Genomic DNA, 22,593 nt, shown 5'->3' on the forward strand with positions numbered 1-22,593 from the left:
TTACGCGCCGATCGGTCGCATTACCTCGTCGAAGCTCAGCTCCTGGTCGGTGGACTTGGCGTTGTCCGCCACCCACTCGGCCACCTGATCTTCCATCACGCGGTTCTGCAGTCCCGACATCAGTTGGGGATCGCTGTTATACAGTTCAATGACCTTTTCCGGTTCTTCATAGGTCGAGGCGATCGCGGTCAGCATCTCGGCCATGCGCTTGCGGTCCAGGCGCAGCTCGTTCTTGCGGGCGATCTCGCCCATGAGCAGCGCGGCGGCGACACGCTTGCGCGCGAACGGGGCGGCCTCGGCGACCATCTGCGGGCTGGGTTCCTGGCCACGCGGCAGGTTGCCGGCCGCCAGGCTGCGCGCCTCGGCGTCGGCCATCAGCTCGGGCACTTCCAGGTCCGGATAGGCGGCGGCCAGCTTCTCGGCCACTTCGGACTTCAGGCGGGCCATCACCGTGGCCTTCAGCTCGCGCTCGAGGTTGGCACGGACTTCCTTGCGGAAGGTTTCCAGGTCGCCGTCGACCACGCCGAACAGCTTGACGAACTCGGCATCCACGGCCGGCAGGTTGGGCTCCTGCACCTTGACGATCTTGAAGGTGACCTTGGCGGTCTTGCCGGCGAGCTCCGGGTTGCGGAAATCGTCCGGGAAGGCGACGTCCTGGACCAGGTCCTCACCCGCGGTGCGACCGGTCAGGGCCTCGTCCAGCGCCTTGAACAGGGTGCCGGAGCCGAGCACGCTGCCCGCACGCTCCAGGCCTTCAGCCGGGAAGCGGTAGTCGCCGGCTTCGGCGGCGTATTCGAACATGACGAAGTCGCCGTCCTTGGAGGCGCGCGTCACTTCGTCGAAGCTGCGGCGCTGGGTGCGCAGCGTCTCGATCATCTTGTCGATGTCGGCGTCCTTGACCTCGGCCTTGGGACGGGCGATCTCGAGGGCGGCGACGTCGATCGCCGGAAACTCCGGCATGACCTCGAACGTGGCGGTGTAGGCGATCTCGCCCGCTTCCGCATTGCCCGTGGTGTCCACCGCCGGGTTGGCGATCGGCTGCAGTTTTTCCTGCTCGACGGCCTCGCGCAGGGTGCTGCCGATCAGCTCGGACAGGGCCTCGCCACGGACCTGCGCGCCGAAGCGCTGCTTGATCACCGTGGTGGGCACCTTGCCCGGACGGAAGCCCTTCAGGCGGACCGTGCGACCCATTTCCGCGATGCGCGCGTTCACCTGCGACTCCAGGCGCTCCGCCGGGAACTTCACCGTGAGCTTGCGCCCGAGCTTGCCGACATTCTCAACCGAAACCTGCATGACCTCTCCTGAAACCGCCACATGACGTGGCGCGATGGCGAGCTTCCGTCGCCGTAACCAGAACAATGGGACCCACCGCGAATGTCGGACGCGTCGCCGCGACTTTCGTCTCCGACGGCGAAAAAACCCCGCAAATGACTGCCCATTCTACGTTTTGCCCTCCCACCGCCGCAACCTGCCTCATCCGGGACTCCAGCGCCGAGGACCGCCGCCATCCGCCGCCAGCGAATCCCCTGGATTCGCCAAGGCGCAGGCCGTCAACGAGAGACAGCCGCAGCCGATGCAATCCGCCAGTTTATCTTTCAGATTAAGCAGTTGCGTAATCCGATGATCCATCTCCTCGCGCCAGGCCGCCGACATCCTCGCCCAATCCTCCCGGGTCGGCGTGCGCGAGTCCGGCAAGGTCGCCAGCGCCTGCCGTATCGCCTCCAGCGGCATGCCGACCCGCTGCGCGACACGGATGACCGCGATCCGGCGCAGCACGTCGGCGGAAAAGCGACGCTGGTTGCCCGACGTCCTCAGGCTATGGATCAGCCCCTTGCGCTCGTAGAAGTGAAGCGCCGACACCGCTACGCCCGCGCGCCGGGCGACCTCGCCCACGCTCAGTTCCCGCATATGTTGACCTCAATATTGGTTCAGGTCTCATGCTGACCCTCCCGGTCGCCGTATGCAAGCGTGCGACACTCGCCACCCCCAAGGACGCCAGCATGCACGTGGGAACCCCCGAACCCGATCGCCTTTCCGATACCGCCACACCCGCCGACGAGGGCATCCTCGGCCCGCGCTACCGGGCCGCCACCCTCGGCATGGTCAGCCTGATCTCACTCATCGCCTTCGAGGCGCTGGCAGTCACCACCGCCATGCCGACGGTCGCGCGCGAACTGGACGGCCTGCGTGTCTATGCCCTGGCCTTCGGCGGCGTGCTGGCTACCAGCGTCATCGGCATGGCCCTGTCCGGCCGCTGGAGCGATCGCCGCGGCCCGGCCCCGGCCATGTGGACCGGCCTGGCCGGCTTCGTCGTCGGCCTGCTCCTGGCCGGTCTCGCGCAGACCATGCCGATGCTGCTCCTGGGACGCCTGGTCCAGGGACTGGGCGCCGGCTGCCTGTCGCCGGCGCTCTACGTCATCGTGGCGCGGCTCTATCCGGCTTCCCTGCGACCGAAGGTGTTTGCCTCGTTCTCCGCCGGCTGGGTCGTGCCCGCCCTGATCGGACCGGCCGTCAGCGGGGCCATCGTCGAGCACGTGGGCTGGCGCTGGGTGTTCCTGGCCGTACCGGTGCTGGCCGTACCCGCCGCGCTGGGTCTGCGTGGCGCGCTGCGCTCCCTGCCCGCGCCGTCGGGCAAGGCTCCCGACGCGGCTACGCGACTGCCCGACGCCATCGGCGCCTCGCTCGGCGTCTGTCTGCTGTTCGCCGCGGGCCAGGAGCGAGGGATCCTCGCCGCCACGCTCCTGCTGCCGTCGCTCGCCCTGCTGCTGTTCTGCGGACGCCGCCTGCTGCCCGCCGGCACGCTACGCGCCGCCCGTGGCCTGCCCGCGGTGATCGCCCTGCGCGGTATCGCGGCCTCCGCTTTCTTCGGCGCCGAAGCCTTCCTGCCGCTGGTCTTCACCCAGCAGCACGGGCTGTCGCCGACATGGTCGGGGCTGGCGATCAGCGTGGGCGCGATCGGCTGGTTCTCCGGCTCGTGGTATCAGGGCCATTACGCAACGATCTCCCGCCTGCAATTGCTGACGCGCGGCACCGCCCTGATGGTGCTCGGCGTCGGCATCGTTTCCTGCGCCGTGTTCGCCTGGATGCCCGTGCCTGCGGCAGTCGCGGGTTGGCTGCTCACGGGCCTGGGCATGGGCATGCTCTACGGCACGCTGTCGGTCCTCGCGCTTTCGATGTCGGCTACGCACGAGCAAGGCCGGAACAGCTCGGCGCTGCAACTGTGCGAATCCTTGATGGTGGCCACGACGCTCGCCATCGGCGGCACGATGTTCGCCGCACTGCTCGACGTGTCGCATACAGCCGCGTTCATGGCGAACTTTGCCATCACGCTGGTGCTCGCGGTGCTGGCGACGATCGTGGCGCGCAGGACGCGGGCGGACGGGTGATTACCCGATCGTCGATAACGGCTGTTTTTCAGATTGATCGTATGGATCACGCGTGGCGTTTACGCGAGCATGAGGGTCCTTGTTCATTCGAACACCAGACATCCGAGTTACTGCGCATGACACCCGACGACCTGGAAAAAATCCGCGCGGAAATCGGCAAACTCATGGCGGAGACGTCGAAGATCAATGCCGAGGCACGCTGGTATCCCTTCGTTGCCGCTGGTGGCGTCTTTGGTGCCGCCTTCGCGCTGGCCAAGCTGCTGGGGGCCGTGTAGCGCCGCATCCGATCCCTGCGCGCCACCAGCTACCCCGCCGCCGTGGCGGGGTCGGGCCTGGCGATCAGCGTAGGCACGATGGGCTGGTTCTCCGGCTCGTGGGGCGCTGCGGCGGTTCCAAATCGCAGTGATAAGTTAGGAGAGAATCCATGGAAGAGACGAGAACCGTGAACGCCGCCGACATCGAGTTGATCCACGCGAACATCTCCAAGATGATGGCCGAGACCATGAAGCTCAGTGCCGAAAACTCGAAGGTCAGCGCCGAAACTTCGAAGATTCAGGCCGAGCAACGTTACTACCCCATTGTTGCCCTCGGGTCGATCATCGTCGGCGCGCTGGGCGCCGGTGCGGCCATCATCGCCGCCGTCGTCAAGCTGACGCTCTAAAGCTTGCTGAACGTTCCAACCAGTTTTTCAGATGGGTCGTATGGATCATGCGTGACGTTCAAGTAAGCATGAGGGTTCACGTTCACTCGAACACCAGAGACCCGGGCTGCTGTGCATGACACCTGACGACCTGGAAAAAATCCGCGCGGAAATCGGCAAACTCATGGCGGAGACGTCGAAGATCAACGCCGAGGCACGCTGACATCCCTTCGTTGCTACAGCAGGGCTTTTTGCGGCGGCGCTGGGATTTCTCAAGCTCATGGACAGGCTTAGTTAAAGTCCGCCACAGCCCACGTCCTGGCATCGTACTTGGGGGATCGCGGCCGGCGCTTTGGCTGAGGTCTGGGTCACCATCGCGCATATCGCCAGACTGGCAAGCACAAGACCGCTGACGTCAACTTTTCAGAATCCTCGTATGGAGCTGACGGGCGAACAACGCGACGCTGGAACCTCGAACCGAACGAGGACAAACCATGCGTCTCATGTTGATCACAGGCATCCTTACCTTTCCGATCGTTGCCACAGCCCAGGTCGTATCGCAGCACGCATCGGTTTCTGCCAACAGCGAGAGAACCGTGGTTCGCCACGTCATGCTTAAAGACGAGCATGGTGTCGACGTACTCGTCGAGCAGAAGCTTATCGAATTGCAAAACGGCGACTATGTGTACCTGCACGATTCGCAGCCCCAGGCTACGAAAGATCTGGATGAGCGCATCTGTGCAAGCATGGGCTCCAGCGCATCGTATAGCGCGGTTTCGCGCTGGAGTCCTGAGACACTCGGCGGCGGCGTATGTCGTGACGAGCATCCGGTGGAGCCCGCAGTTAGGGCAAAGCGTAACGCAGAGGCTATATTCATTCAGGCGATCGCGCCTGGTTCTTACGTCGTACCGGCCGGGCAGAATTCAGCGCACCGGGGAAGTGCGAACTACAGCCTGGACTCAGCCGGCACCATCACCGGCGAACTCGTGGTGGATAGCCGTTGCCGAAGCTCGTTATCGGACTACGTGCCCGGTCCTGGTCAAGGCAGCACATGGGCCTACGTGAACTGCTTCATGCCGGCGGCTGGCAATTTCCCCACGCAAATGAATGCATGCGCAGGCGCCCGGTGCTCGTCAGACAGAAACAGCATTACTGCGTTCTGATCCATCTGAAGAAGGATGGTGCGAGAGGCGGGACTCGAACCCGCACGGGTTACCCCGTCAGAACCTAAATCTGGTGCGTCTACCAATTCCGCCACTCTCGCCCGCGGCGCCATTCTAGGGTGCCGCCGGGCCGAGGTCCACCAGACGATTGGCAACGCGACATCGTCCGGACGCCTGGACCCCATGACCTACGCAAGGTCACTCCCCCAAAGGGTCATTTTCCTGAAGACGGAAGCATCCCGATGCTTTCCATCCACGTGTCGACCAGGGCGGGCCACCGTGTAATCGGCTCGGCCGTCGGTCGCAGCCCGAACGCATGGCCACCGTGCGGGTAGACATGCAGCTCCGCCGACACGCCTGCTTCCTTGAGCGCCCGGTAGTACACCAACACCTGATCCACCCCGTCCACATGATCGTCCTCCGCCTGGAGAAGGAACGTGGGCGGCGCATCCTTCGGCACACGTACCGTGGGATTAAGCGTCGCCCGGTCGGCGGTCAGGTGCCCCGGATAGATGCCCACAGCGAAGTCCGGTCGCGCGCTGAGCGTGTCGGCCTCATCGACAGCACGATAGACCCGGCGCCGGAAATTCGTACTTGCCTCGGCGACCAGAAAACCACCCGCCGAAAACCCCAGTACGCCGACCTTGCCTGCATCGACATGCCAGGCCGTGGCGTGCGAACGGATCAGCCGCATCGCCCGCTGCGTGTCCTGGTAGGACGGCACCGACAGCGCGAAGTTATGCGGGCGGCAGTCGCAGGTCCAGTCGTAGGGCGCACTAGGGATGCGGTATTTCAGCAGCACGCAGGTGACGCCCCGCTTCACGAGCCAGTCGCATACTTCGGTACCTTCCAGGTCCATGGCCAGGATCGAGAACCCGCCGCCGGGAATCACCAGTACGGCCGTGCCGTTGCCTGGTGCCGAGGGCGGATAGACCGTGATCGTCGGTATCGAGACGTTATGGATCGCCGTGACCGTCTTGCCACCGATGAGATCGCTGCCCGTAGACACGTATTCCGGACCCGGGGGCGCAGGCGATGACGGTGGTGCGTCCGGCCACAGCGGCATCTGCGTGAGACCACGCGCGGGTTGCCAGACCGGCTCGGCCGCAGGCGTCACCGCCGGCAGGAGCGACAGAAGAAAAACCACGATCCAACGTTTCATGCGAACCCCCTGATGATGAAGCCCGACCGCATCCGCCCGCACGCCGTGCGACCTGGCGGTCAACGTGGTCGAATCATGGACGGGCGACAGGGCCTGGCGGTGTCACGAAGATGGCGTGAATCGGGCCCATCGGCACGGGTCAGCCGCGACAGCCGGCCAGCAGATCGAGCGCAGGCACATACACGCTCGTGCGGGTGTCGAAGAAACCCAGCAGGGTATGGAACAGGTTGTCCTGGCTCGACGGCTGTACGCGTCGCTGGTCCAGGCATGCCATGCGGACGCCGGCATCGCGCACCCACCCCGGCGAGAACCACATCAGCATCGGGATATGCTTCTGCTGACTGGGTGCGGTGTCCCAATCGGCGCCGTGCAGGTAGACGTCGTTCTCGCCCAGCGACTCGCCGTGATCGGACAGGTACATCATGACGCTATCGACCTCGGGCGCCGCCTTCAGTGCATCCACCACGCGACCCAGGATGTGGTCGGTGTAGAGGATGGTGTTGTCGTAGCTGGCCACCGTCTGCGCATAGGTGCATGTCTGCACCTCCGCGGTATCGCATCCAGGCTTGAACACGTTGAACGCGGCGGGATAGCGCTGGAAGTACGCCGGCCCGTGGCTGCCCTTGATGTGCAGCACCAGCAGCGCCGGCGAACGCGTATGTGCCAGGCGCGCCGGCAGGTCGGCCAACAGCACCTCGTCGAGGCAGCCATCGGCGTTGCACAGCCCGGCTACCTTGTCGTTGGTGACGTCGTCGTTGGGCACCCGCAGGCACACGTCCTTGCAGCCCTCGTCGTTGTCGCGCCAGAACACATCCACACCGGCATGCTGCAGCACGTCCAACACGTTCCAGTGCGCCTTGGCCACGGGCTTGTCGAACTTCTCCCGCGTCATGTTCGAGAACATGCAGGGCACCGACACGGTGGTGGCCGTGCCACACGACCATGCATCGGTGAAGTACGTCACGCCCGCGCGCCTCATCTCGGGATTGGTGTCGCGTGCGTAACCCTGCAACGACTGGTTCTCGGCGCGCGCGGTCTCCCCCACCACCAGCACGACGATCCGCTTGCGCGCTGCCATCGCGGCGTTCGGTGCCAACGTGGCGTCGGTGCCGATCGGCGTCATGGTGGTCTTGCGGCGGAACACGTCACGCTGCAGGTAGTGGAACGTGCCGCTGAGCGCCGCGTACGGGTTGAATACCTCGTACAGCGTGCGGTGGTTGCGCTCGAAGTAGACGTACGTGCGACCGACCAGCAGGGGCGGCACGAGCAGTAGCGCGGCAGCGACGCACATGACGATGGCTCGCCAGCCGAGATCTCGCTGCCAGCGGGCAAAGCGCAGCGGCACGACGAGGACGAGCACTGCAGGCAGCACGCCGAACAGGGCGATCCAGCCCACCGAGCCGGGGGTGATCATCGCCATGGCTTCGGCGCGCTGCGTCTCGAAGATGCTCTGGATGATTTCTTCGTTGAGGCGCACGCCGAAGGTCTGCGCGTAGTAGGCGCTGGCCGCGGAGACGACGATCAGCAGTGCCAGCAGCGGCTTACCGATGCGCGGCCAGGTCACCAGCGCGATGGTCAGGGCAAGATTGCCGATCAGGCGGCAATAGACGGCCACCCCAAGCGCGCCGAACCCGACCGCGCCTCGCGATGCGGACAGCGCTTCATGCACTTCCGCCCAGAGACTGCGGTTGAGCACCAGCAGGATGTAGAGGGCGACGGCGACGGCCAGCAGCCAGGCGGGCAACGCAAAGCGGGAACGGTGTGACGAGGATCGTTGGAACACGGGCATCGGGCATCCTGTCTGGCCCGGAAGTTCGCGAGCGACTGATGAAGCAAGACCATAAAAAAAGGCACCTAGATTGCTCTAAGTGCCTGATTCAAATTGGTGGGCCGTGTAAGATTCGAACTTACGACCAATTGATTAAGAGTCAACTGCTCTACCAACTGAGCTAACGGCCCGTTTTAAACTCGCAAACCACGTTGTAAGTGGGGTGGACGATGGGACTCGAACCCACGACATCCGGAATCACAATCCGGTACTCTAACCAGCTGAGCTACGCCCACCATAAAACACGTTCTGGCGCGCCCGACAGGAATCGAACCTGCAACCGTCGGCTTAGAAGGCCGATGCTCTATCCGGTTGAGCTACAGGCGCAGGCACTGTACGTAGAACGCCATTGGTCGGGGCAGAGGGATTCGAACCCCCGACATCCAGCTCCCAAAGCTGGCGCTCTACCAGACTGAGCTATACCCCGAACTTCTAAGCGACAGCCCCATATACCGGGTTGAAGCCTTCAAATGTTACGGGTCTAACTCAAGCCCGTCAATCCGTATGAACACACCACACTTTCAACTATCGCTACCGTCGCGCTGACGCGTCGGCTTTCTGCTTAAAGATGGTGCGCCCGGAGAGATTCGAACTCCCGACCACCAAGTTCGTAGCCTGGTACTCTATCCAACTGAGCTACGGGCGCACACTTTGAAACGTTGACCCCGGCGATAACGTTGGGAGTCGTTAGCGCCGTGCCGAGAAGCGGAATTATTCAGATATCGAGGCTGTGCGTCAACACTTTTCTGAAACTTTTTTCGTAACCGGATAACGCAACGTTCAATTAGCCGTCCGAATGCGCCTTCGCACGCATGCCAACTCAAGCCGCCGGCCCGACCTCCGATACGCGAAGGCGGCCCGGAGGCCGCCTTCTTCGATCAGATCTGTGTAGCGGGATTGCCGACCTTGTCCGGCGCCGCACCGGCGTCACCGCGCGGCGGAGGCGGCGGGGGCGTGGAGCCCGGCTTCTGCCAGTCGGCCGGAGGACCCGGCTCGCGACCGTTCATGATGTCGTCGATCTGTCGCGCATCGATGGTTTCGTACAGCAACAGGGCCTCGGCCATGATGTGCAGCTTGTCGATGTTGGTCGTGAGCAGCTCCTTGCTGCGCGCGTAGGCGCGATCGAGGATGGTGCGCACCACTTCGTCGATCTTGCGCGCGGTCTCGTTGGAGACGCTCTTGTGCTGCGTCACCGAGCGACCAATGAAGACCTCGTCTTCTTCCTCGCCGTACATGACCGGACCCAGCTCGTCGGACAGGCCCCACTTGGTCGCCATGTTGCGTGCCATCTTCGTGGCGCGCTCGATGTCGTTGGACGCGCCGGTGGTGATCTTGTCATGGCCGAAGATCACCTCCTCCGCCACACGACCGCCGTACAGCGAGCACAGCTGCGATTCGATCGCCACCTTGTTCAGGCTGTACCGGTCGCCCTCGGGCAGGTACATGGTGACGCCGAGCGCACGGCCGCGCGGGATGATGGTGACCTTGTAGACGGGATCGTGCTCGGGCACCAGACGACCAATGATGGCGTGGCCGGCCTCGTGATAGGCGGTGAGCTTCTTTTCCTCGTCGTTCATGGCCATCGAGCGGCGCTCGGCACCCATGAGGATCTTGTCGCGGGCACGATCCAGGTGGCTCATGCGCACTTCGCGGGCGTTCTCGCGGGCAGCGAACAACGCGGCCTCGTTGACGAGGTTGGCAAGGTCCGCACCGGAGAAACCGGGCGTGCCGCGCGCGATGACCATGGCCTCCACGTCGGTGGCCGTGGGCACCTTGCGCATGTGCACCTTGAGGATCTGCTCGCGACCCTTGACGTCCGGCAGGCCGACGACCACCTGGCGGTCGAAGCGACCCGGACGCAGCAGCGCGGGATCGAGCACGTCCGGACGGTTGGTGGCGGCGATGACGATGATGCCTTCGGTACCCTCGAAGCCGTCCATCTCGACCAGCAGCTGGTTGAGGGTCTGCTCGCGCTCGTCGTGACCGCCACCCATGCCGGCGCCACGATGGCGGCCGACGGCGTCGATCTCGTCGATGAAGATGATGCAGGGGGCGTGCTTCTTGGCCTGCTCGAACATGTCACGGACGCGGCTGGCGCCGACGCCCACGAACATCTCGACGAAATCCGAACCGGAGATCGAGAAGAACGGCACCTTGGCTTCGCCGGCGATCGCCTTGGCCAGCAGCGTCTTGCCGGTACCCGGAGGACCGACCATCAGCACGCCGCGGGGGATCTTGCCGCCGAGTTTCTGGAACTTGCCGGGGTCGCGCAGGAACTCGACCAGTTCACCGACTTCCTCCTTCGCCTCGTCGCAGCCCGCGACGTCGTTGAAGTTGACCTTGACCTGGTCTTCGCCCTGCAGCTTGGCGCGCGAACGCCCGAAGCTCATGGCACCGCGACCGCCGGAGCCGGCCTGCATCTGGCGCATGAACCAGATAAGCACGGCCACGAAGATAATGATGGGCAGCCAGTTGAAGACCAGGCCGAGCAGCGAGAAGCCGTTGTCGGCGGGCTCCTGGCGAAGCTCGACGCCCTTGTCGCGCATCTGCTTGACCAGATCGCTGGAGGAAAGGCCGACCACGGGGACCACCGTGCGGTACGCCCCGCCGTCCTTCAGCTTGCCCGTGATGGTGGGCGGCGCCGTGGAGGTGATCGTGCCGCTGGCGACGTTCCCGTTATCCACCTGCTGGGCGAAGGTCGTGTAGGACATGTCCTGCGACGAGCCACTGTGCGGGTTGAAAGTCTGGAACACGGTCAGGAGGACCACCGCGATGATCAGCCAGAGCAACAGATTTTTTGCCATCTCATTCATGCGCGGTTCTCGCCTGGTTGCCGGGACGCGGATTTGAGCCCGGTCGCCAGTGCATACACCTCCGGCGAACGAGCGCGGGAGGCTTTCGGTTTACGCATCGTCACGCGACTGAAGTCAGCGCGCAAGGTCTTGAGGTACTCGTCGAATCCCACGCCCTGGAACAGCTTCACCAGGAACGACCCTCCCGGCTTGAGCCAGTCGAGACTGAACTGCCGGGCCAGGTCGCACAGGTCCATCGCGCGGATCTGGTCGGCCAGTGCCACACCGGACATATTGGGGGCCATGTCCGAGAGGACAAGATCGACCTTATGACCTTCGAGCATGGTTTCCAGTTCGCGAAGTACCGTTTCCTCACGGAAATCGCCCTGCATGAAATCCACGCCGGCCAGGCTGGCCATGGGCAGGATGTCCAGGGCGATCACCTTGCCGGTGTCGCCCATGCGCTGGCGGGCCAGCTGCGACCAGCCGCCGGGGGCGGCCCCGAGGTCGACCACGGTCATGCCCGGCTTGATCAGGCGGTCGCGCTCGATCAGTTCCTCGAGCTTGTAGATGGCGCGCGAGCGGGCACCCTCGGCCTGAGCCTTCTTGACGTAGGGATCGTCGAAGTGCTCTTTCAGCCAACGGGAGCTGGTCTTGCTGCGTGCCATGGGCTTTCGACCGGATACTTAATAAGGAGCAGGCCTTGCATGATACCCTTTGCCACCTGTCCGCCGCACATCGAACCTGAACGCAATGTCGCTTTCCCCTACACAGCGCCGCTACCTCCGCAGTCTCGCCCACGATCTCCGACCGGTCATCCTGCTCGGTAACAAGGGCGCGACCGAGGCCGTGGCGAAGGAACTGGCCCAGGCCCTGGATATCCACGAGCTGGTCAAGGTCAAGCTTTCCGGCGGCGACAAGGACGAGCGCCAGGCCCAGATCGCCTTCCTGTCCGGCCAGACCGGTGCCGAGAACGTCCAGGAAATCGGCCACATCGTCGTCCTGTTCCGTCGAAACGAGCAGGACCCGAAGCTCGCCCTGCCCCGGTAAACCAGCATGGACCTGTCGTTCGAACACCCGGGTGAGTATCTCTTCGTCCGCCGCGTGGGCGCCGATACGGTCACCATCGTCGATCGGGATTTCCACCGCAGCCTGCTGCTGACTCCCGAGCAGGTGGTGGAGAACTGGGCTATCACCGATGCCAGCCAGCTTTCCGCCGACGATGTGGCGACGTTCGTGGCCCTGTCCCCGGAACTGGTGCTGCTGGGCACCGGCGAGCGCCAGGTGTTCCCGCCGGCCGCCTTCATGGCCGGCCTGCTGAAGAAGGGCATCGGCGTGGAGGCGATGACCAACGGCTCCGCCGCGCGCACCTACAGCCTGCTGGCCGGCGAGGGTCGCAAGGTCCTGGCCGCCTTCATCCTTCCGGCGGGCTGATCCCATGCGCTGGCTGGTCCTCGGCGCTGGCGGGACCGGCGGCTACTTCGGGGGCCGCCTGGCCCAGTCCGGTGCGGATGTCACCTTCCTGGTCCGCCCCGAGCGGGAAGCTGCGCTGGCCGCTCGGGGGCTGACCATTCGGAGTCCTTTCGGCGACGCCACGCTGGCCGTGCGAACCACCACGGCCGCGACCGTCGGCGACGCCGGCGCCTTCGACGTGGTGCTGGTTTCCTGCAAGGCCTACGACCTGCACTCGGCGATCGAAGCCATCGATCCCGCGGTCGGCGAACGGACGGTCATCCTGCCGATCCTCAACGGGCTCGCGCACTACCCGGCGCTGGACAGCCGCTTTGGGCCGGACCAGGTCCTGGGCGGCCTGTGCTTCATCAGCGCGACCAAGGGCCCCGAGGGCGATATCCTCCACCTGGGCAGCGGCGCTTCGGTGACCTTTGGCGAACGCGACGGCCAGCCGCACGACGGCCGTTGCGCGGCCATCGCGCAGGCCTTTGCCGCGGCGGGTGTGGATCATGTCCACGCAAGCGATATCCAGCGCGCCCTCTGGGCCAAGTTCACCTTCATCACCACCCTCGCCGGCGCCACATGCCTGTTTCGCGCCGCCGTCGGCGACATCCTCGCCACGAACGACGGCGGCGAGCTGATGGGTCGCCTGTACGAGGAATGCCTGGCGGTAGCGCGCGACGCCGGCCATCCGGTACCCGATGCCGCGCGCTCGGTAGCGTGGAAAACCTTCACGCAAGAAGGCTCGCCCGTCACCGCCTCGATGCTGCGCGACCTCGAGTCGGGCCAACGCGTCGAAGCGGATCATCTGGTCGGCGACATGCTGCGGCGGGCACGCGAGGCGGGTCTGGCCGCGCCCATGCTTGAGGTGGCCTACGCCCATCTCCAGGCCTTCGAAACCCGCACCCTAAAACACCACGCCTCCTGACGCCGCGCGGCCGCCCGCGTTGCTCCAACACCCCGGCACGCCCTGATCGCGCACATCGTGCGCTCCTACAACCGCCATTGGATCCGGGTGCGCGTGGCGCGGGAATTATTTCTGCGGCAGGTATTGTAGGGGGTCGACGGGGTTACCGTCGCGGCGAATCTGGAATTGCAGTTCGTCGCGCGTGGCGCCGGATGAACCCATCTCGGCCACCGACTGGCCGGCCTTCACCTTTTCGCCTTCCTTGACCAGTCGCTTGCGGTTGTGGCCGTAGGCGGAAAGGAAGCTGTCGCTATGCTTGATGATGACCAGCTCGCCGTAGCCGACCAGCCCGTTGCCGCTGTAGACGACCACGCCATCGGCGGCGGCGCGCACGGGGTCGCCGGCCTTGCCGGCGACTTCGATGCCGGGAATGGCGTCGCCGGAGGCGAACTTCTTGATCAGCGTGCCGTCGGCCGGCCAGCGCCAGTTGATGCCGCCGGCACTGCGGGTGGCGCCGCTGGCGACGATGGGCGTGGCGGCCGGCGGGTTTTCCACCGGTGCCGGCGCGGTGGCCGGGGCGGTCGGGGGCGGCACGACCGACTCGGCCGGCTTGCCAGCGACGACGACCGGGGTGTTGGTCGTGGTCGCGGGGGCCGGCACGGAAGACGCTGCCGTGGCGGCCGCGGCGCCCACCGGTGGGAGGGGCGGCGCGGTAGCGGGCGACACCGTACCGGGAGGCAACGCGGCAGGTGGCGCGGAGGCCACCGGCGTACCGGTGGGCGGCGCCACATGGGCCGGATGACCGGCAGGCGTCGGTACCGCGGCGATCACCGGTGCCGTGGCATGGGCCGGTGCCGGCTTGCCGCCGTCATGGCCCGGCGGCGACAGGCGCAGGTCCTGTCCCGGCCAGATGGTGAATGGCGAGGCGATGTTGTTCCAGCCGGCCAGGTCACGGAAATCGACCTTGTTACGGAAAGCGATGCTGTAAAGCGTGTCGCCCTTCACCACCCGGTAGCTGCCGCCGGGCGGGGGCGGCGGCGACGGAGCGTTCGACGACGACGAGGTATAGCTGCCTGGTGCACGCGTTACCACGACGGAACTGGTGGGCGTGCAGGCGGAAAGGACCACGGCCACGCCGAGCACGACGGCCGGGGCCAGCGGACGGAGCATGGACATCGCGGATTTCCTTTCTCGGTCGTTCATCGCAGCAGGAACCACCACAAGGCCAGGAGGACGACGGCCACGATAACAGCCCAGCCTATCCACTCGATGTGTTTACGGAGCATCTTTTCGGCACGCTCGCCGAAGATACGGATGAGCAGGGCCAGCAGCCAGACACGCTTGCCGCGCCCGACCAGCATGCAGACCAGGAACGGCAGCAGCGGCACCCCGACGATGCCCGACGCCCAGGTGACGAACTTCATCGGCACCACGGGCTGCAGCGCGGCCATCGCCAGGACGATGTAGAGGCCGAACGAATGCGACGCCATGTCCTTCTGCAGGTTTTCCACGCCGCGCATGATCGGTGCCAGCAGGTGCATCGAATCGAGCAGCGGCTTCAGCGCCTCGAAGGCGAAATGGCCCAGCATGTAGCCGACCAGCGAACCGAGCAGCGAGAACAGCAGGCTCCAGTTCGCGTAGCGAAACGCCTTGCGCGGCTCCGCCAGCATCATCGGCGCCAGCATCACCTCGGGCATCACCGGGAAGATGAAGGCCTCGACGAAGGACAGGCCCGCCAGGTAGCGAACGGCGTGACGATGGCGCGCCCAGACGATGGCGCGTTCGTAAAGCGACGAAAACATCCGCATTCAGCGGTTTCCCTTGTGGTGTGACGGCATCAGCCGATGCCGCCGAGCAGCGGCACGAAACTCACGGGCCCCAGTTCCTCGCGGACCACCGTGCCGTCGTCGCCCTTGCGCAGCCGCACCAGCAACTGCTGGCTCGGGCCGCCCACGGGAGCCACCAGCACCCCACCCGGCCGCAGCTGGTCCAGCAATTTGGTCGGCACGCGGTCGCCCGCGGCGGTAAGGATGATGGCGTCGAACGGTGCGTCGGATTCCCAGCCCAGCTTGCCGTCGTCGTGACGGGAGCGGAGGTTCTCGATGCCCAGCTGGCGGAAACGGCGGCGCGCCTGGCGCAGCAGTTCCTCGATGCGCTCCACGGTGTACACCGTGGGCACGATGCCCGCGAGCACGGCGGCCTGGTAGCCGGAGCCGGTGCCGATCTCGAGGACACGCCCGGGTACCTCGCGCTCGATCAGCGCCTCGGTCATGCGGGCGACGATCCACGGCTGCGAGATGGTCTGGCCGTGGCCGATCGGCAGCGCGGTGTTCTCGTAGGCGCGCGAATGCAGCGCCTGGTCGATGAAATGATGACGTGGCAGCTGGCGGATGACCTCCAGCACGCGCTCGTCGCGAATGCCTTCCTCGACCAGCTTGGTGACGAGGCGATCCCGTGCGCGCTGGGAAGTCATGCCTTCGCCGCGCAGGGCCGAGGCTGGAAGAGCGTGCAGGTTCACCACGTCAGGCGGCCTCCTCGCTGTCCATCGCAGAGGAAAGCGCCAGCATCCAGCTGCTGACTTTTTCCAGCGCCTGGAAGCGCGTGAGGTCGGTGTGGATCGGCGTGACCGACACATAGCCACGGCGCACCGCGTCGAAATCCGTACCGGGGCCGGCGTCGTCGATCTCGCCCGGCGGGCCGATCCACCACAGGGGGCGACCGCGCGGGTCTTCGGTGCGGATGGCCGGCGCGGCGCGATGACGGCGCCCCAGGCGGGTGACCTCGAAACCGCGGATCGCGTCCCACGGAAGGTCGGGCACATTGACGTTGAGGATGGTGTCGGCCGGCAGGGGGTCGACGACCAGGCGCTGCATCAGCATGATCACGGCGCTGGCGGCCGAATCGAAGTGACGGCCCGTGCCCTCGCCCGTGACCAGCGAGACCGCGATGGCCGGCAGGCCGAGGAACCGGCCTTCCATCGCCGCCGAGACCGTACCGGAATAGATGACGTCGTCGCCCAGGTTGGCGACGTTGTTGATGCCCGACACGACGATGTCGGTGGTGTGCTCGAGCAGGCCGGACAAGGCGAGATGCACGCAGTCGGTGGGCGTACCGGCCACGCGATAGAAGCCGTTGTCCATGCGCTGCGCACGGATGGGCGCATCGAGGGTGAGCGAGTTGCTCGCCCCCGACCGGTCGCGGTCCGGGGCGACCACCGTCACCGTGCCGAACTCGCCCAGACGTCCGGCGAGAATCCGGATACCCGGAGCCTCCACGCCGTCGTCGTTGCTCACCAGAACTTGCATGCTGATCCAGATCGAAAAACGGGTGCGGCGACCCCACCCCAGGTGGTAGTCGCCCGACCCGGCAAGTCTACCGGACCGGGCAGCGGGATTCACGAAAGGCCAGCTAGGATGTCGGACATGAAGCGACGCGCGCCTACGGTCAATGACGACGACAGCCTGTTGTTTCGCCAGGCGATCGGCGACGTTCGGCCCATGGCGCCCGTGGAAAGCCGGCCGGAGCGCCCGCGACCGGCGCCCCATCCGCACATGCGCGACGCGGACGAAGCCGCCGTGCCGGCGGATTCCCTGCTGTTCGACTACGACCCGGCCGACCTGGAAGTGGGCGAAGAGCTGTTCTACCTGCGCGACGGCTATCCACCCAAGCTGCTGAAGCAGCTCAAGCGCGGCCAGTTCAGCATCCAGGCCGAGGTGGACCTGCACCAGATGAACGCCGCGGCCGCGCAACTGAGCATTGCCGACTTCCTCGCCGAATGCCGGCACGACGGCCTGCGTTGCGTGCGGATCATCCATGGCAAGGGCCTGCGCTCGAAAGCCGCCGGCCCCGTCCTGAAAGGGCTGACCGACCGGCTGCTGCGTCGCCGCGACGACGTGGTCGCGTTCGCCTCCGCCCTGCCGATGCAGGGCGGCACCGGCGCGGTGGTGGTCCTGCTCAAGGGCTGAGGCTCAGCGGGCCAGTTCGCGCAGCACCGTGGTGGCGTAAGCACCCGCCGGCAGGCCGAAGGAGACTTCCAGCGCACGGCCCTCGGCGACACTGTCGTCGTCCAGCCAGCGCCAGGCCAGGTCGCGCGGCAACAGGCGCAGCGCGCGCCGCTCCTGGTCCATCCGCACACCGGAAAGGCCCTTGGCCAGGTCTGCATCGCGTGCCGCCACCGATCGCTCCAGCTCGCCCGCCGCGTCGGCGGCCGGCGTGTCGCCATCGCCCCAGAGCGGGCCGGACGGATGGATGTCGAAGCGGCCCAGGCGTTCGGCCAGCGTGTCGTTGAAAGGCTCGGGGCCGAACCAGGAACGCGAGCCTTCCAGCGACCAGATCTCGCCATCCAGCGGGGTGTCCCACTGCCCGTTACGCACGCGCTCGGCCAGCACGCCGTTGTAGATGTGCGAGCGCGCGGCGGAAAGCAGGATGGAGCGCTTGTCGCGATCCAAGCGGCGGCCGGCAAACATCGCCCGGGCCTGGTCCACGTTGTTGCCACCCAGGCCGAAACGTTGCTCGCCGAAGTAGTTGGGCACGCCGCGTGCCGCGATGGCGCGCAGGCGTTCCTCGGCGGCATCACGCTCACCTTCCACCTCACGCAGCACGATCACGAAGCGGTTGCCGCGCAGTGCGCCCCGCTTGATCTTGCGCGAATGGCGCGCGGCGGAAACGATGGTCACGTCCTCCCCCGGGAATGCCGACCAGTCGGGATCGGCCTTGCCCGGCAGGTGCGCGGTGAATACCTGGCGTGTCACCGCGTGGCGATCCTTCATGCCCGCGTAGCCGACGTTCATCGCCTGGATGCCGGCGAACTTGGCCAGCTCGCGCGCCACCCATTCGGTGTTCTGGCCGCGTTTTTCCACCAGCAGGAACGCGTGCTCACCCGCGCCGTCGGCTTCGTAACCGAGGATTTCCTCGACGAAGAAGTCCTCGGCACGGGAACGCAGGCGTCCACGCAGGGGCGGTTCGCCGAACGCGAAGGGAAGTTCGTTGGAGTCGTTCATATCGGGCCTTCAGAGCAGGAAAATCGTCGCCAGCCCCAGGAAAATGAAAAAACCGCCGCTGTCGGTCACGGCCGTGATCAGCACGCTGGAGCCCAGCGCGGGATCGCGACCCATGCGGGTCATGAGCATCGGGATGCCCACACCCATGAAAGCGGCAAGAAGGAGGTTCAGCGTCATCGCGGAGGTCATCACCAGCCCCAGCGACACGCTGCCGTAGAGCAGCCAGGCCACCACGCCGATGCAGCCGCCCCAGACCAGGCCGTTGATCAGGGACACGCCCAGCTCCTTGCGCCACAGGCGCTTGGCCTGCGAGGGCCCTACCTGCTCCAGGGCCATGGCGCGAACGATCATGGTGATGGTCTGGTTGCCGGAGTTGCCGCCGATGCCTGCCACGATGGGCATCAGCGCCGCCAGCGCGACCAGCTTCTCGATGGAGTGCTCGAACAGGCCGATGACCCGCGACGCGATGAACGCGGTGACGAGGTTCACGGCCAGCCACGCCCAGCGGTTGCGTACCGATTTCCACACCGAGGCGAAGATGTCTTCTTCCTCGCGCAGGCCGCCGCGCGACAGTGCTTCGGTTTCGCTTTCCTCGCGGAGGAAGTCGAGCATGGCATCCACCGCGATGCGACCGATCAGCCGCTGCTGGTGATCGATCACCGGCGCGGTGACCAGGTCGTACCGTTCGAAGGCCTGGGCGACGTCGTAGGCATCGTCTTCCGGGCGGAACGTATTGACGTCGGGCGCCATGATCTCGTGGACCATGCGGTCCGGCGAATTCACCAGCAGCCAGTGCAGCGGTAGCACGCCGGTCAGCACGTTGCCGGCGTTGACCACGAACAATTTGTCGGTCTGCGCGGGCAGTTCGTCGAAACGCCGCAGGTAGCGCAGTACCACCTCGAGGCTGATGTCCTCGCGAATGGTGACCATGTCGAAATCCATCAGCGCACCGACCTGGTCGTCCTCGTAGGACATGGCGGCCTGCACGCGCTCGCGTTCCTGCGCGTCCAGGCTGGCCATCAGCTCGGGCAGCACTTCAGTCGGCAGGTCGTCGACCAGGTCGGCCAGTTCGTCCGCGTCCAGCGGCTCGACCGCTGCGAGGATCTCGCTGTCGTCCATGTCCGCGATCAGCGTTTCGCGCACCGAATCGGAGACTTCCAACAGGATCTCGCCGTCGCGGTCCGAACGGACGCGCTGCCAGACCGCCAGGCGATCTTCCAGCGGCAGCGATTCCAGCACGTCGGCCAGGTCGGCCGGATGCAGCTCGTCAAGGCGCGCCTGGAGTTCCGCGTCGGCGGTGCCGATGGCGGCACCGTCATCGTCCGGTGCCGCGCCCGCGTGCGCGAGCAGGTCTTCGCGCCGCCGCAGCAACCCCGTGATCGCCTCCAGCCTGTCGTGCAGGCGGGGCGTCGAGGTGCGCGACTCGGTCTCGCTCACGTGGGCAGCACCAGCACGGTGGCCAGTGCCGCGATGCCCTCACGCCGTCCGGTGAAGCCCAGCGTCTCGGTGGTGGTGGCCTTGATGCTGATGCGGTCGATATCCACACCCAGGTCGTCGGCGATCGTCTCGCGCATGGCCTGTGCATGGGGCCCCACCTTGGGCGACTCGCAGATCACCGTCAGGTCGGCATTGCCGAGCCGGTAGCCACGCCCGGCCAGCATGTCGCGTACCGCACGGACGAAGCTGCGGCTGTCGGCCCCGCGCCAGCGCTCGTCCGACGGCGGAAAATGCTTGCCGATGTCGCCCAGCGCAAGCGCACCGAGCAGTGCGTCGCACAGGGCGTGCAGCACCACGTCGCCGTCCGAGTGCGCCAGCACGCCCTGCCCGTGCGGCACGCGCACACCACCCAGCATCACGTGGTCGCCGTCGCCGAACGCGTGGACGTCGAAACCCTGGCCGATCCGCATCATCGAGTCCTCTGCAGCAGGAATTCCGCCAGCGCGAAGTCGGCCGGCGTCGTCACCTTGATATTGTCTTCCGCGCCTTCGACCAGGAGCGGCGATACACCCACGCGCTCCATGGCCATCGCTTCGTCACTGACCACGATACCCGCGTCGGCGGCAAGGCCAAGTGCATGGGCCAGCGCGCCGCGACGGAACATCTGCGGCGTGAAGGCACGCCAACGGCCCTCGCGGGGTTCGGTGCCCGCGCTGTGGCCGGTGTCATCCGCCCGTTTCAGCGTGTCGCGCAGCGGCGCCCCGAGCAGGCCGCCCTCGCCCGCCCCGGCCAGATCGATCAGCCGCGTGATGTCGGCGGCGCGCACGCACGGTCGGGCCGCGTCGTGCACCAGTACGAAGTCGTCGCCACCCACCGAGGCCGGCAGGGCGATCAGCCCGGCCAGCACGGAGTCGCTGCGCTCGCCCCCGCCGGTGGCCACCACCAGCGGCTTGCCGCCCACGGCGTCCACGGAAGCGAAATGCCGATCGTCCGCGGCGATGACCACCACCAGCCCCGCGATGCGGGGATGTGCGGCCAGCCGCGCCAGTGTGTGATCCAGCAACGGCCGTCCCGCGATGGGCTGGTATTGCTTGGGACGATCGCCGCCGGCCCGGACGCCCTTGCCGGCGGCGGGAAGCACGCACCACAACGCGTCCATCACTGCCCGCCGGGCGGGGCGACGGGCGGCGGCGGGGGTGGCGCGCTGACCGCGGCCCCCGGTTCCACCACCTGATAGAAGGTTTCACCCGGCTTGACCAGGCCCAGTTCCTGGCGCGCGCGCGCCTCGGTGGCCTGTTCGCCGTGCTTCAGGTCTTCCACGTCCGCGGCCAGGGCCTGGTTGCGCTTTTGCAGGGCGGCGTTGTCCGCCGTCTGCTGGGCGACCGAGGCACGCAACGAATCGACCTCGGCCATACCCCCACCGCCGACCCACAGCTTCAGCTGCAGCGCGATGAGGATGATGACGAGGATCAGGCCGATCCAGCGCAGGATTGCCGCGTTGCTCAAGCCCGGGTCAGCCCGGCAGCTTCGAGAGGCTGGGGAACGCGTTGCGGCCGGCATAGCTGGCCTTGGCGCCCAGGGCTTCCTCGATGCGCAGCAGCTGGTTGTACTTGGCCACGCGGTCGGTACGGCAGAGCGAGCCGGTCTTGATCTGCGTCGCGGTGGTGGCCACGGCGATATCGGAGATGGTGGTGTCTTCGGTCTCGCCCGAGCGGTGCGACACGATGGCGGCGTACTTCGCGCGATGGGCCATGTCGATGGCTTCGAGCGTCTCGGACAGCGTGCCGATCTGGTTGACCTTGATCAGGATGGCGTTGGCGATCTTCTTGTCGATGCCTTCCTGGAAGATCTTCGGGTTGGTCACGAAGAGGTCGTCGCCGACCAGCTGGATGCCTTCGCCAATGGCCTGGGTGAGGTGCGCCCAGCCGGTCCAGTCGCCTTCGCCCATGCCGTCCTCGATGGTGACGATCGGGTACTGCTTCGACCACGAGGCCAGCGTGTCGACCCACTGCTCGGGCGTGAACACCTTGCCCTCGCCTTCCAGGTCGTACTTGCCGTCCTTGAAGAACTCCGAGCTGGCCACGTCCAGGCCGAGCAGGATCTCGCTGCCTACCTTGAAGCCCGTTTTGTTCACTGCCTCGAGGATGGTGTCCAGCGCCTCGACGTTGGACTTGAGGTTGGGCGCGAAGCCGCCCTCGTCACCCACCGACGTGTTGAGGCCGCGACCCTTGAGCACCGATTTCAGCGCGTGGAAGATCTCGGCACCGTAGCGAAGGGCCTCGGCGAAGCTGGGCGCGCCCACGGGCAGCACCATGAATTCCTGCACGTCGACGTTGTTGTCCGCGTGCGCGCCGCCGTTGATGATGTTCATCATAGGCACCGGCAGCGTGCCGCCGCCGTCCACCATCAGGTACTGCCAGAGTGCCTGCTTCTTCGAGGTGGCTGCGGCATGCGCGGCGGCCATGGAAACGCCCAGCAGCGCGTTGGCGCCGAGCTTGCCCTTGTTGTCGGTGCCGTCCAGCGCGATCAGCCTGGCGTCCAGGCCCTTCTGGTCGAGCGCGTCGTAGCCGGCCAGCGCCTTGGCGATCTCGCCGTTGACGTTGTACACGGCCTTGCGCACGCCCTTGCCGCCGTAACGGCCCTTGTCGCCGTCGCGCAGCTCCACGGCCTCACGCGTGCCGGTGGAGGCGCCGCTGGGCACCGCCGCACGGCCGAACGAGCCGTCGGCCAGGGTGACTTCGGCTTCGAGGGTCGGATTGCCGCGGGAGTCGAGGATTTCGCGGGCGTGGATCGTGGTGATCGAAGTGCTCATGCTGTTCCCGTTAC

24 protein-coding genes and 6 tRNA genes are annotated in these 22,593 nt (G+C 66.2%); 8 read left to right on the forward strand and 22 right to left on the reverse strand.

The features are described 5' to 3' along the window. Together tig and soxR are read right to left on the reverse strand one after the other, a co-directional pair. Positions 1-1,293, reverse strand: coding sequence for a trigger factor (tig, locus tag ACVKN3_RS15940; protein WP_285401002.1), 1,293 nt, complete (start codon positions 1,291-1,293; stop codon positions 1-3). Between the two features lie 180 nt (positions 1,294-1,473). Continuing rightward, positions 1,474-1,908, reverse strand: coding sequence for a redox-sensitive transcriptional activator SoxR (gene soxR / locus ACVKN3_RS15945; RefSeq protein ID WP_354516458.1), 435 nt, complete (start codon positions 1,906-1,908; stop codon positions 1,474-1,476). 92 nt (positions 1,909-2,000) lie between these two features. On the opposite strand from soxR, the gene ACVKN3_RS15950 reads away from it, so the two are divergent. From ACVKN3_RS15950 to ACVKN3_RS15965, 4 genes are all read left to right on the forward strand, one after another. After that, positions 2,001-3,386, forward strand: a complete 1,386-nt coding sequence (locus tag ACVKN3_RS15950) for an MFS transporter (protein WP_354516460.1) — start codon at positions 2,001-2,003, stop codon at positions 3,384-3,386. A 116-nt stretch (positions 3,387-3,502) separates the two neighbouring features. Beyond that, on the forward strand, positions 3,503-3,661 hold the full coding sequence (locus ACVKN3_RS15955; protein WP_354516462.1) for a hypothetical protein: 159 nt from the start codon (positions 3,503-3,505) through the stop codon (positions 3,659-3,661). Positions 3,662-3,828: 167 nt separating this feature from the next. Next, positions 3,829-4,047 carry a hypothetical protein gene (locus ACVKN3_RS15960; RefSeq protein WP_354516464.1) on the forward strand — a complete coding sequence of 73 codons (219 nt, stop codon included), beginning with the start codon at positions 3,829-3,831 and terminating at the stop codon, positions 4,045-4,047. A gap of 473 nt (positions 4,048-4,520) precedes the next feature. Then, the gene (locus ACVKN3_RS15965) at positions 4,521-5,189 is read left to right on the forward strand and encodes a hypothetical protein (RefSeq protein WP_354516466.1); all 669 of its coding nucleotides are present in this window, start codon (positions 4,521-4,523) and stop codon (positions 5,187-5,189) included. A gap of 16 nt (positions 5,190-5,205) precedes the next feature. Here the strand turns inward: ACVKN3_RS15965 and ACVKN3_RS15970 are convergent. The 10 genes from ACVKN3_RS15970 to rlmE all read right to left on the reverse strand — a co-directional run bounded on the left by ACVKN3_RS15970 (position 5,206) and on the right by rlmE (position 11,639). Next, positions 5,206-5,290 (reverse strand) — tRNA-Leu (locus tag ACVKN3_RS15970). Positions 5,291-5,403: 113 nt separating this feature from the next. Next, positions 5,404-6,255, reverse strand: a complete 852-nt coding sequence (locus ACVKN3_RS15975) for an alpha/beta hydrolase (protein WP_456992110.1) — start codon at positions 6,253-6,255, stop codon at positions 5,404-5,406. Between the two features lie 235 nt (positions 6,256-6,490). Beyond that, positions 6,491-8,140 (reverse strand): phosphoethanolamine transferase, encoded by a 1,650-nt coding sequence (locus tag ACVKN3_RS15980; protein WP_285401130.1) that lies wholly within the window; start codon positions 8,138-8,140, stop codon positions 6,491-6,493. A 94-nt stretch (positions 8,141-8,234) separates the two neighbouring features. Continuing rightward, positions 8,235-8,310: transfer RNA gene (locus ACVKN3_RS15985), tRNA-Lys, on the reverse strand. A 28-nt stretch (positions 8,311-8,338) separates the two neighbouring features. After that, positions 8,339-8,415 (reverse strand) — tRNA-His (locus tag ACVKN3_RS15990). A 14-nt stretch (positions 8,416-8,429) separates the two neighbouring features. Continuing rightward, positions 8,430-8,506, reverse strand: a tRNA-Arg gene (locus ACVKN3_RS15995). A 23-nt stretch (positions 8,507-8,529) separates the two neighbouring features. After that, positions 8,530-8,606 (reverse strand) — tRNA-Pro (locus ACVKN3_RS16000). A 142-nt stretch (positions 8,607-8,748) separates the two neighbouring features. Next, positions 8,749-8,825, reverse strand: a tRNA-Arg gene (locus ACVKN3_RS16005). A 232-nt stretch (positions 8,826-9,057) separates the two neighbouring features. Further along, positions 9,058-10,992 carry an ATP-dependent zinc metalloprotease FtsH gene (gene ftsH, locus ACVKN3_RS16010; RefSeq protein ID WP_285401132.1) on the reverse strand — a complete coding sequence of 645 codons (1,935 nt, stop codon included), beginning with the start codon at positions 10,990-10,992 and terminating at the stop codon, positions 9,058-9,060. Continuing rightward, entirely contained in the window at positions 10,989-11,639 is a 651-nt protein-coding gene (gene rlmE, locus ACVKN3_RS16015) for a 23S rRNA (uridine(2552)-2'-O)-methyltransferase RlmE (RefSeq protein WP_285401134.1), read from the reverse strand. Before rlmE ends, ftsH begins: the two co-directional genes overlap by 4 nt. Positions 11,640-11,724: 85 nt before the next feature. Here rlmE and ACVKN3_RS16020 point away from each other — a divergent pair, with 85 nt between their 5' ends. From ACVKN3_RS16020 to panE, 3 genes are read left to right on the forward strand one after another with little or no spacing between them, the layout of a single operon-like run. Continuing rightward, positions 11,725-12,021 carry a YhbY family RNA-binding protein gene (locus ACVKN3_RS16020; RefSeq protein ID WP_036112039.1) on the forward strand — a complete coding sequence of 99 codons (297 nt, stop codon included), beginning with the start codon at positions 11,725-11,727 and terminating at the stop codon, positions 12,019-12,021. A 6-nt stretch (positions 12,022-12,027) separates the two neighbouring features. Beyond that, positions 12,028-12,405, forward strand: coding sequence for an Mth938-like domain-containing protein (locus ACVKN3_RS16025; RefSeq protein ID WP_285401137.1), 378 nt, complete (start codon positions 12,028-12,030; stop codon positions 12,403-12,405). A 4-nt stretch (positions 12,406-12,409) separates the two neighbouring features. Continuing rightward, positions 12,410-13,351 carry a 2-dehydropantoate 2-reductase gene (gene panE, locus ACVKN3_RS16030; RefSeq protein ID WP_354516472.1) on the forward strand — a complete coding sequence of 314 codons (942 nt, stop codon included), beginning with the start codon at positions 12,410-12,412 and terminating at the stop codon, positions 13,349-13,351. A gap of 105 nt (positions 13,352-13,456) precedes the next feature. Here panE and ACVKN3_RS16035 read toward each other — a convergent pair whose 3' ends face one another. From ACVKN3_RS16035 to surE, 4 genes are read right to left on the reverse strand one after another with little or no spacing between them, the layout of a single operon-like run. Then, positions 13,457-14,506, reverse strand: coding sequence for a peptidoglycan DD-metalloendopeptidase family protein (locus ACVKN3_RS16035; RefSeq protein ID WP_285401141.1), 1,050 nt, complete (start codon positions 14,504-14,506; stop codon positions 13,457-13,459). Positions 14,507-14,529: 23 nt separating this feature from the next. Further along, a complete protein-coding gene (locus ACVKN3_RS16040) occupies positions 14,530-15,138 on the reverse strand; it encodes a YqaA family protein (RefSeq protein ID WP_285401143.1) in 609 nt (202 codons plus the stop codon). 29 nt (positions 15,139-15,167) lie between these two features. Further along, positions 15,168-15,803: a protein-L-isoaspartate(D-aspartate) O-methyltransferase gene (locus tag ACVKN3_RS16045; RefSeq protein ID WP_354516474.1), complete on the reverse strand. Its 636-nt coding sequence runs from the start codon at positions 15,801-15,803 to the stop codon at positions 15,168-15,170. 49 nt (positions 15,804-15,852) lie between these two features. Further along, complete coding sequence (surE, locus tag ACVKN3_RS16050; RefSeq protein ID WP_285401147.1) at positions 15,853-16,635, reverse strand: 5'/3'-nucleotidase SurE; 783 nt, start codon at positions 16,633-16,635, stop codon at positions 15,853-15,855. Between the two features lie 117 nt (positions 16,636-16,752). Here surE and ACVKN3_RS16055 point away from each other — a divergent pair, with 117 nt between their 5' ends. After that, the gene (locus ACVKN3_RS16055) at positions 16,753-17,295 is read left to right on the forward strand and encodes a Smr/MutS family protein (RefSeq protein WP_354516477.1); all 543 of its coding nucleotides are present in this window, start codon (positions 16,753-16,755) and stop codon (positions 17,293-17,295) included. Positions 17,296-17,298: 3 nt separating this feature from the next. On the opposite strand, the gene truD is transcribed toward ACVKN3_RS16055, so the two are convergent. Genes truD through eno form a run of 6 tightly spaced genes read right to left on the reverse strand, consistent with a single transcriptional unit; the run spans position 17,299 to position 22,579 of the window. Next, complete coding sequence (truD, locus tag ACVKN3_RS16060; RefSeq protein WP_354516479.1) at positions 17,299-18,330, reverse strand: tRNA pseudouridine(13) synthase TruD; 1,032 nt, start codon at positions 18,328-18,330, stop codon at positions 17,299-17,301. Between the two features lie 9 nt (positions 18,331-18,339). Next, a complete protein-coding gene (gene mgtE, locus ACVKN3_RS16065) occupies positions 18,340-19,767 on the reverse strand; it encodes a magnesium transporter (protein ID WP_354516481.1) in 1,428 nt (475 codons plus the stop codon). Then, positions 19,764-20,237 carry a 2-C-methyl-D-erythritol 2,4-cyclodiphosphate synthase gene (gene ispF, locus ACVKN3_RS16070; RefSeq protein ID WP_036142695.1) on the reverse strand — a complete coding sequence of 158 codons (474 nt, stop codon included), beginning with the start codon at positions 20,235-20,237 and terminating at the stop codon, positions 19,764-19,766. The genes mgtE and ispF overlap by 4 nt, the downstream gene beginning before the upstream one ends. Next, complete coding sequence (gene ispD, locus ACVKN3_RS16075) at positions 20,237-20,926, reverse strand: 2-C-methyl-D-erythritol 4-phosphate cytidylyltransferase (RefSeq protein ID WP_285401156.1); 690 nt, start codon at positions 20,924-20,926, stop codon at positions 20,237-20,239. Before ispD ends, ispF begins: the two co-directional genes overlap by 1 nt. Continuing rightward, positions 20,926-21,258: a cell division protein FtsB gene (gene ftsB, locus ACVKN3_RS16080; protein ID WP_036144740.1), complete on the reverse strand. Its 333-nt coding sequence runs from the start codon at positions 21,256-21,258 to the stop codon at positions 20,926-20,928. The genes ispD and ftsB overlap by 1 nt, the downstream gene beginning before the upstream one ends. 22 nt (positions 21,259-21,280) lie before the next feature. Continuing rightward, positions 21,281-22,579: a phosphopyruvate hydratase gene (gene eno, locus ACVKN3_RS16085; protein ID WP_354516483.1), complete on the reverse strand. Its 1,299-nt coding sequence runs from the start codon at positions 22,577-22,579 to the stop codon at positions 21,281-21,283. Between the last annotated feature and the right edge of the window lie 14 nt (positions 22,580-22,593).

Source organism: Luteibacter sp. PvP120, assembly GCF_054055715.1.

Coding starts and splice junctions, on each gene's coding strand:
- ACVKN3_RS15965 (WP_354516466.1), top strand. CDS start 4,521: ATGCGTCTCATGTTGATCACAGGCATCCTTACCTTTCCGATCGTTGCC.
- rlmE (WP_285401134.1), bottom strand. CDS start 11,639: ATGGCACGCAGCAAGACCAGCTCCCGTTGGCTGAAAGAGCACTTCGAC.
- ftsH (WP_285401132.1), bottom strand. CDS start 10,992: ATGAATGAGATGGCAAAAAATCTGTTGCTCTGGCTGATCATCGCGGTG.
- ACVKN3_RS16055 (WP_354516477.1), top strand. CDS start 16,753: ATGAAGCGACGCGCGCCTACGGTCAATGACGACGACAGCCTGTTGTTT.
- ACVKN3_RS15950 (WP_354516460.1), top strand. CDS start 2,001: ATGCACGTGGGAACCCCCGAACCCGATCGCCTTTCCGATACCGCCACA.
- ispF (WP_036142695.1), bottom strand. CDS start 20,237: ATGCGGATCGGCCAGGGTTTCGACGTCCACGCGTTCGGCGACGGCGAC.
- ACVKN3_RS16035 (WP_285401141.1), bottom strand. CDS start 14,506: ATGTCCATGCTCCGTCCGCTGGCCCCGGCCGTCGTGCTCGGCGTGGCC.
- ACVKN3_RS15955 (WP_354516462.1), top strand. CDS start 3,503: ATGACACCCGACGACCTGGAAAAAATCCGCGCGGAAATCGGCAAACTC.
- surE (WP_285401147.1), bottom strand. CDS start 16,635: ATGCAAGTTCTGGTGAGCAACGACGACGGCGTGGAGGCTCCGGGTATC.
- ACVKN3_RS16040 (WP_285401143.1), bottom strand. CDS start 15,138: ATGCGGATGTTTTCGTCGCTTTACGAACGCGCCATCGTCTGGGCGCGC.
- tig (WP_285401002.1), bottom strand. CDS start 1,293: ATGCAGGTTTCGGTTGAGAATGTCGGCAAGCTCGGGCGCAAGCTCACG.
- ACVKN3_RS16025 (WP_285401137.1), top strand. CDS start 12,028: ATGGACCTGTCGTTCGAACACCCGGGTGAGTATCTCTTCGTCCGCCGC.
- ACVKN3_RS16045 (WP_354516474.1), bottom strand. CDS start 15,803: ATGACTTCCCAGCGCGCACGGGATCGCCTCGTCACCAAGCTGGTCGAG.
- truD (WP_354516479.1), bottom strand. CDS start 18,330: ATGAACGACTCCAACGAACTTCCCTTCGCGTTCGGCGAACCGCCCCTG.
- ACVKN3_RS15980 (WP_285401130.1), bottom strand. CDS start 8,140: ATGCCCGTGTTCCAACGATCCTCGTCACACCGTTCCCGCTTTGCGTTG.
- panE (WP_354516472.1), top strand. CDS start 12,410: ATGCGCTGGCTGGTCCTCGGCGCTGGCGGGACCGGCGGCTACTTCGGG.
- ispD (WP_285401156.1), bottom strand. CDS start 20,926: ATGGACGCGTTGTGGTGCGTGCTTCCCGCCGCCGGCAAGGGCGTCCGG.
- ACVKN3_RS15975 (WP_456992110.1), bottom strand. CDS start 6,255: ATGCCGCTGTGGCCGGACGCACCACCGTCATCGCCTGCGCCCCCGGGT.
- eno (WP_354516483.1), bottom strand. CDS start 22,579: ATGAGCACTTCGATCACCACGATCCACGCCCGCGAAATCCTCGACTCC.
- soxR (WP_354516458.1), bottom strand. CDS start 1,908: ATGCGGGAACTGAGCGTGGGCGAGGTCGCCCGGCGCGCGGGCGTAGCG.
- ACVKN3_RS16020 (WP_036112039.1), top strand. CDS start 11,725: ATGTCGCTTTCCCCTACACAGCGCCGCTACCTCCGCAGTCTCGCCCAC.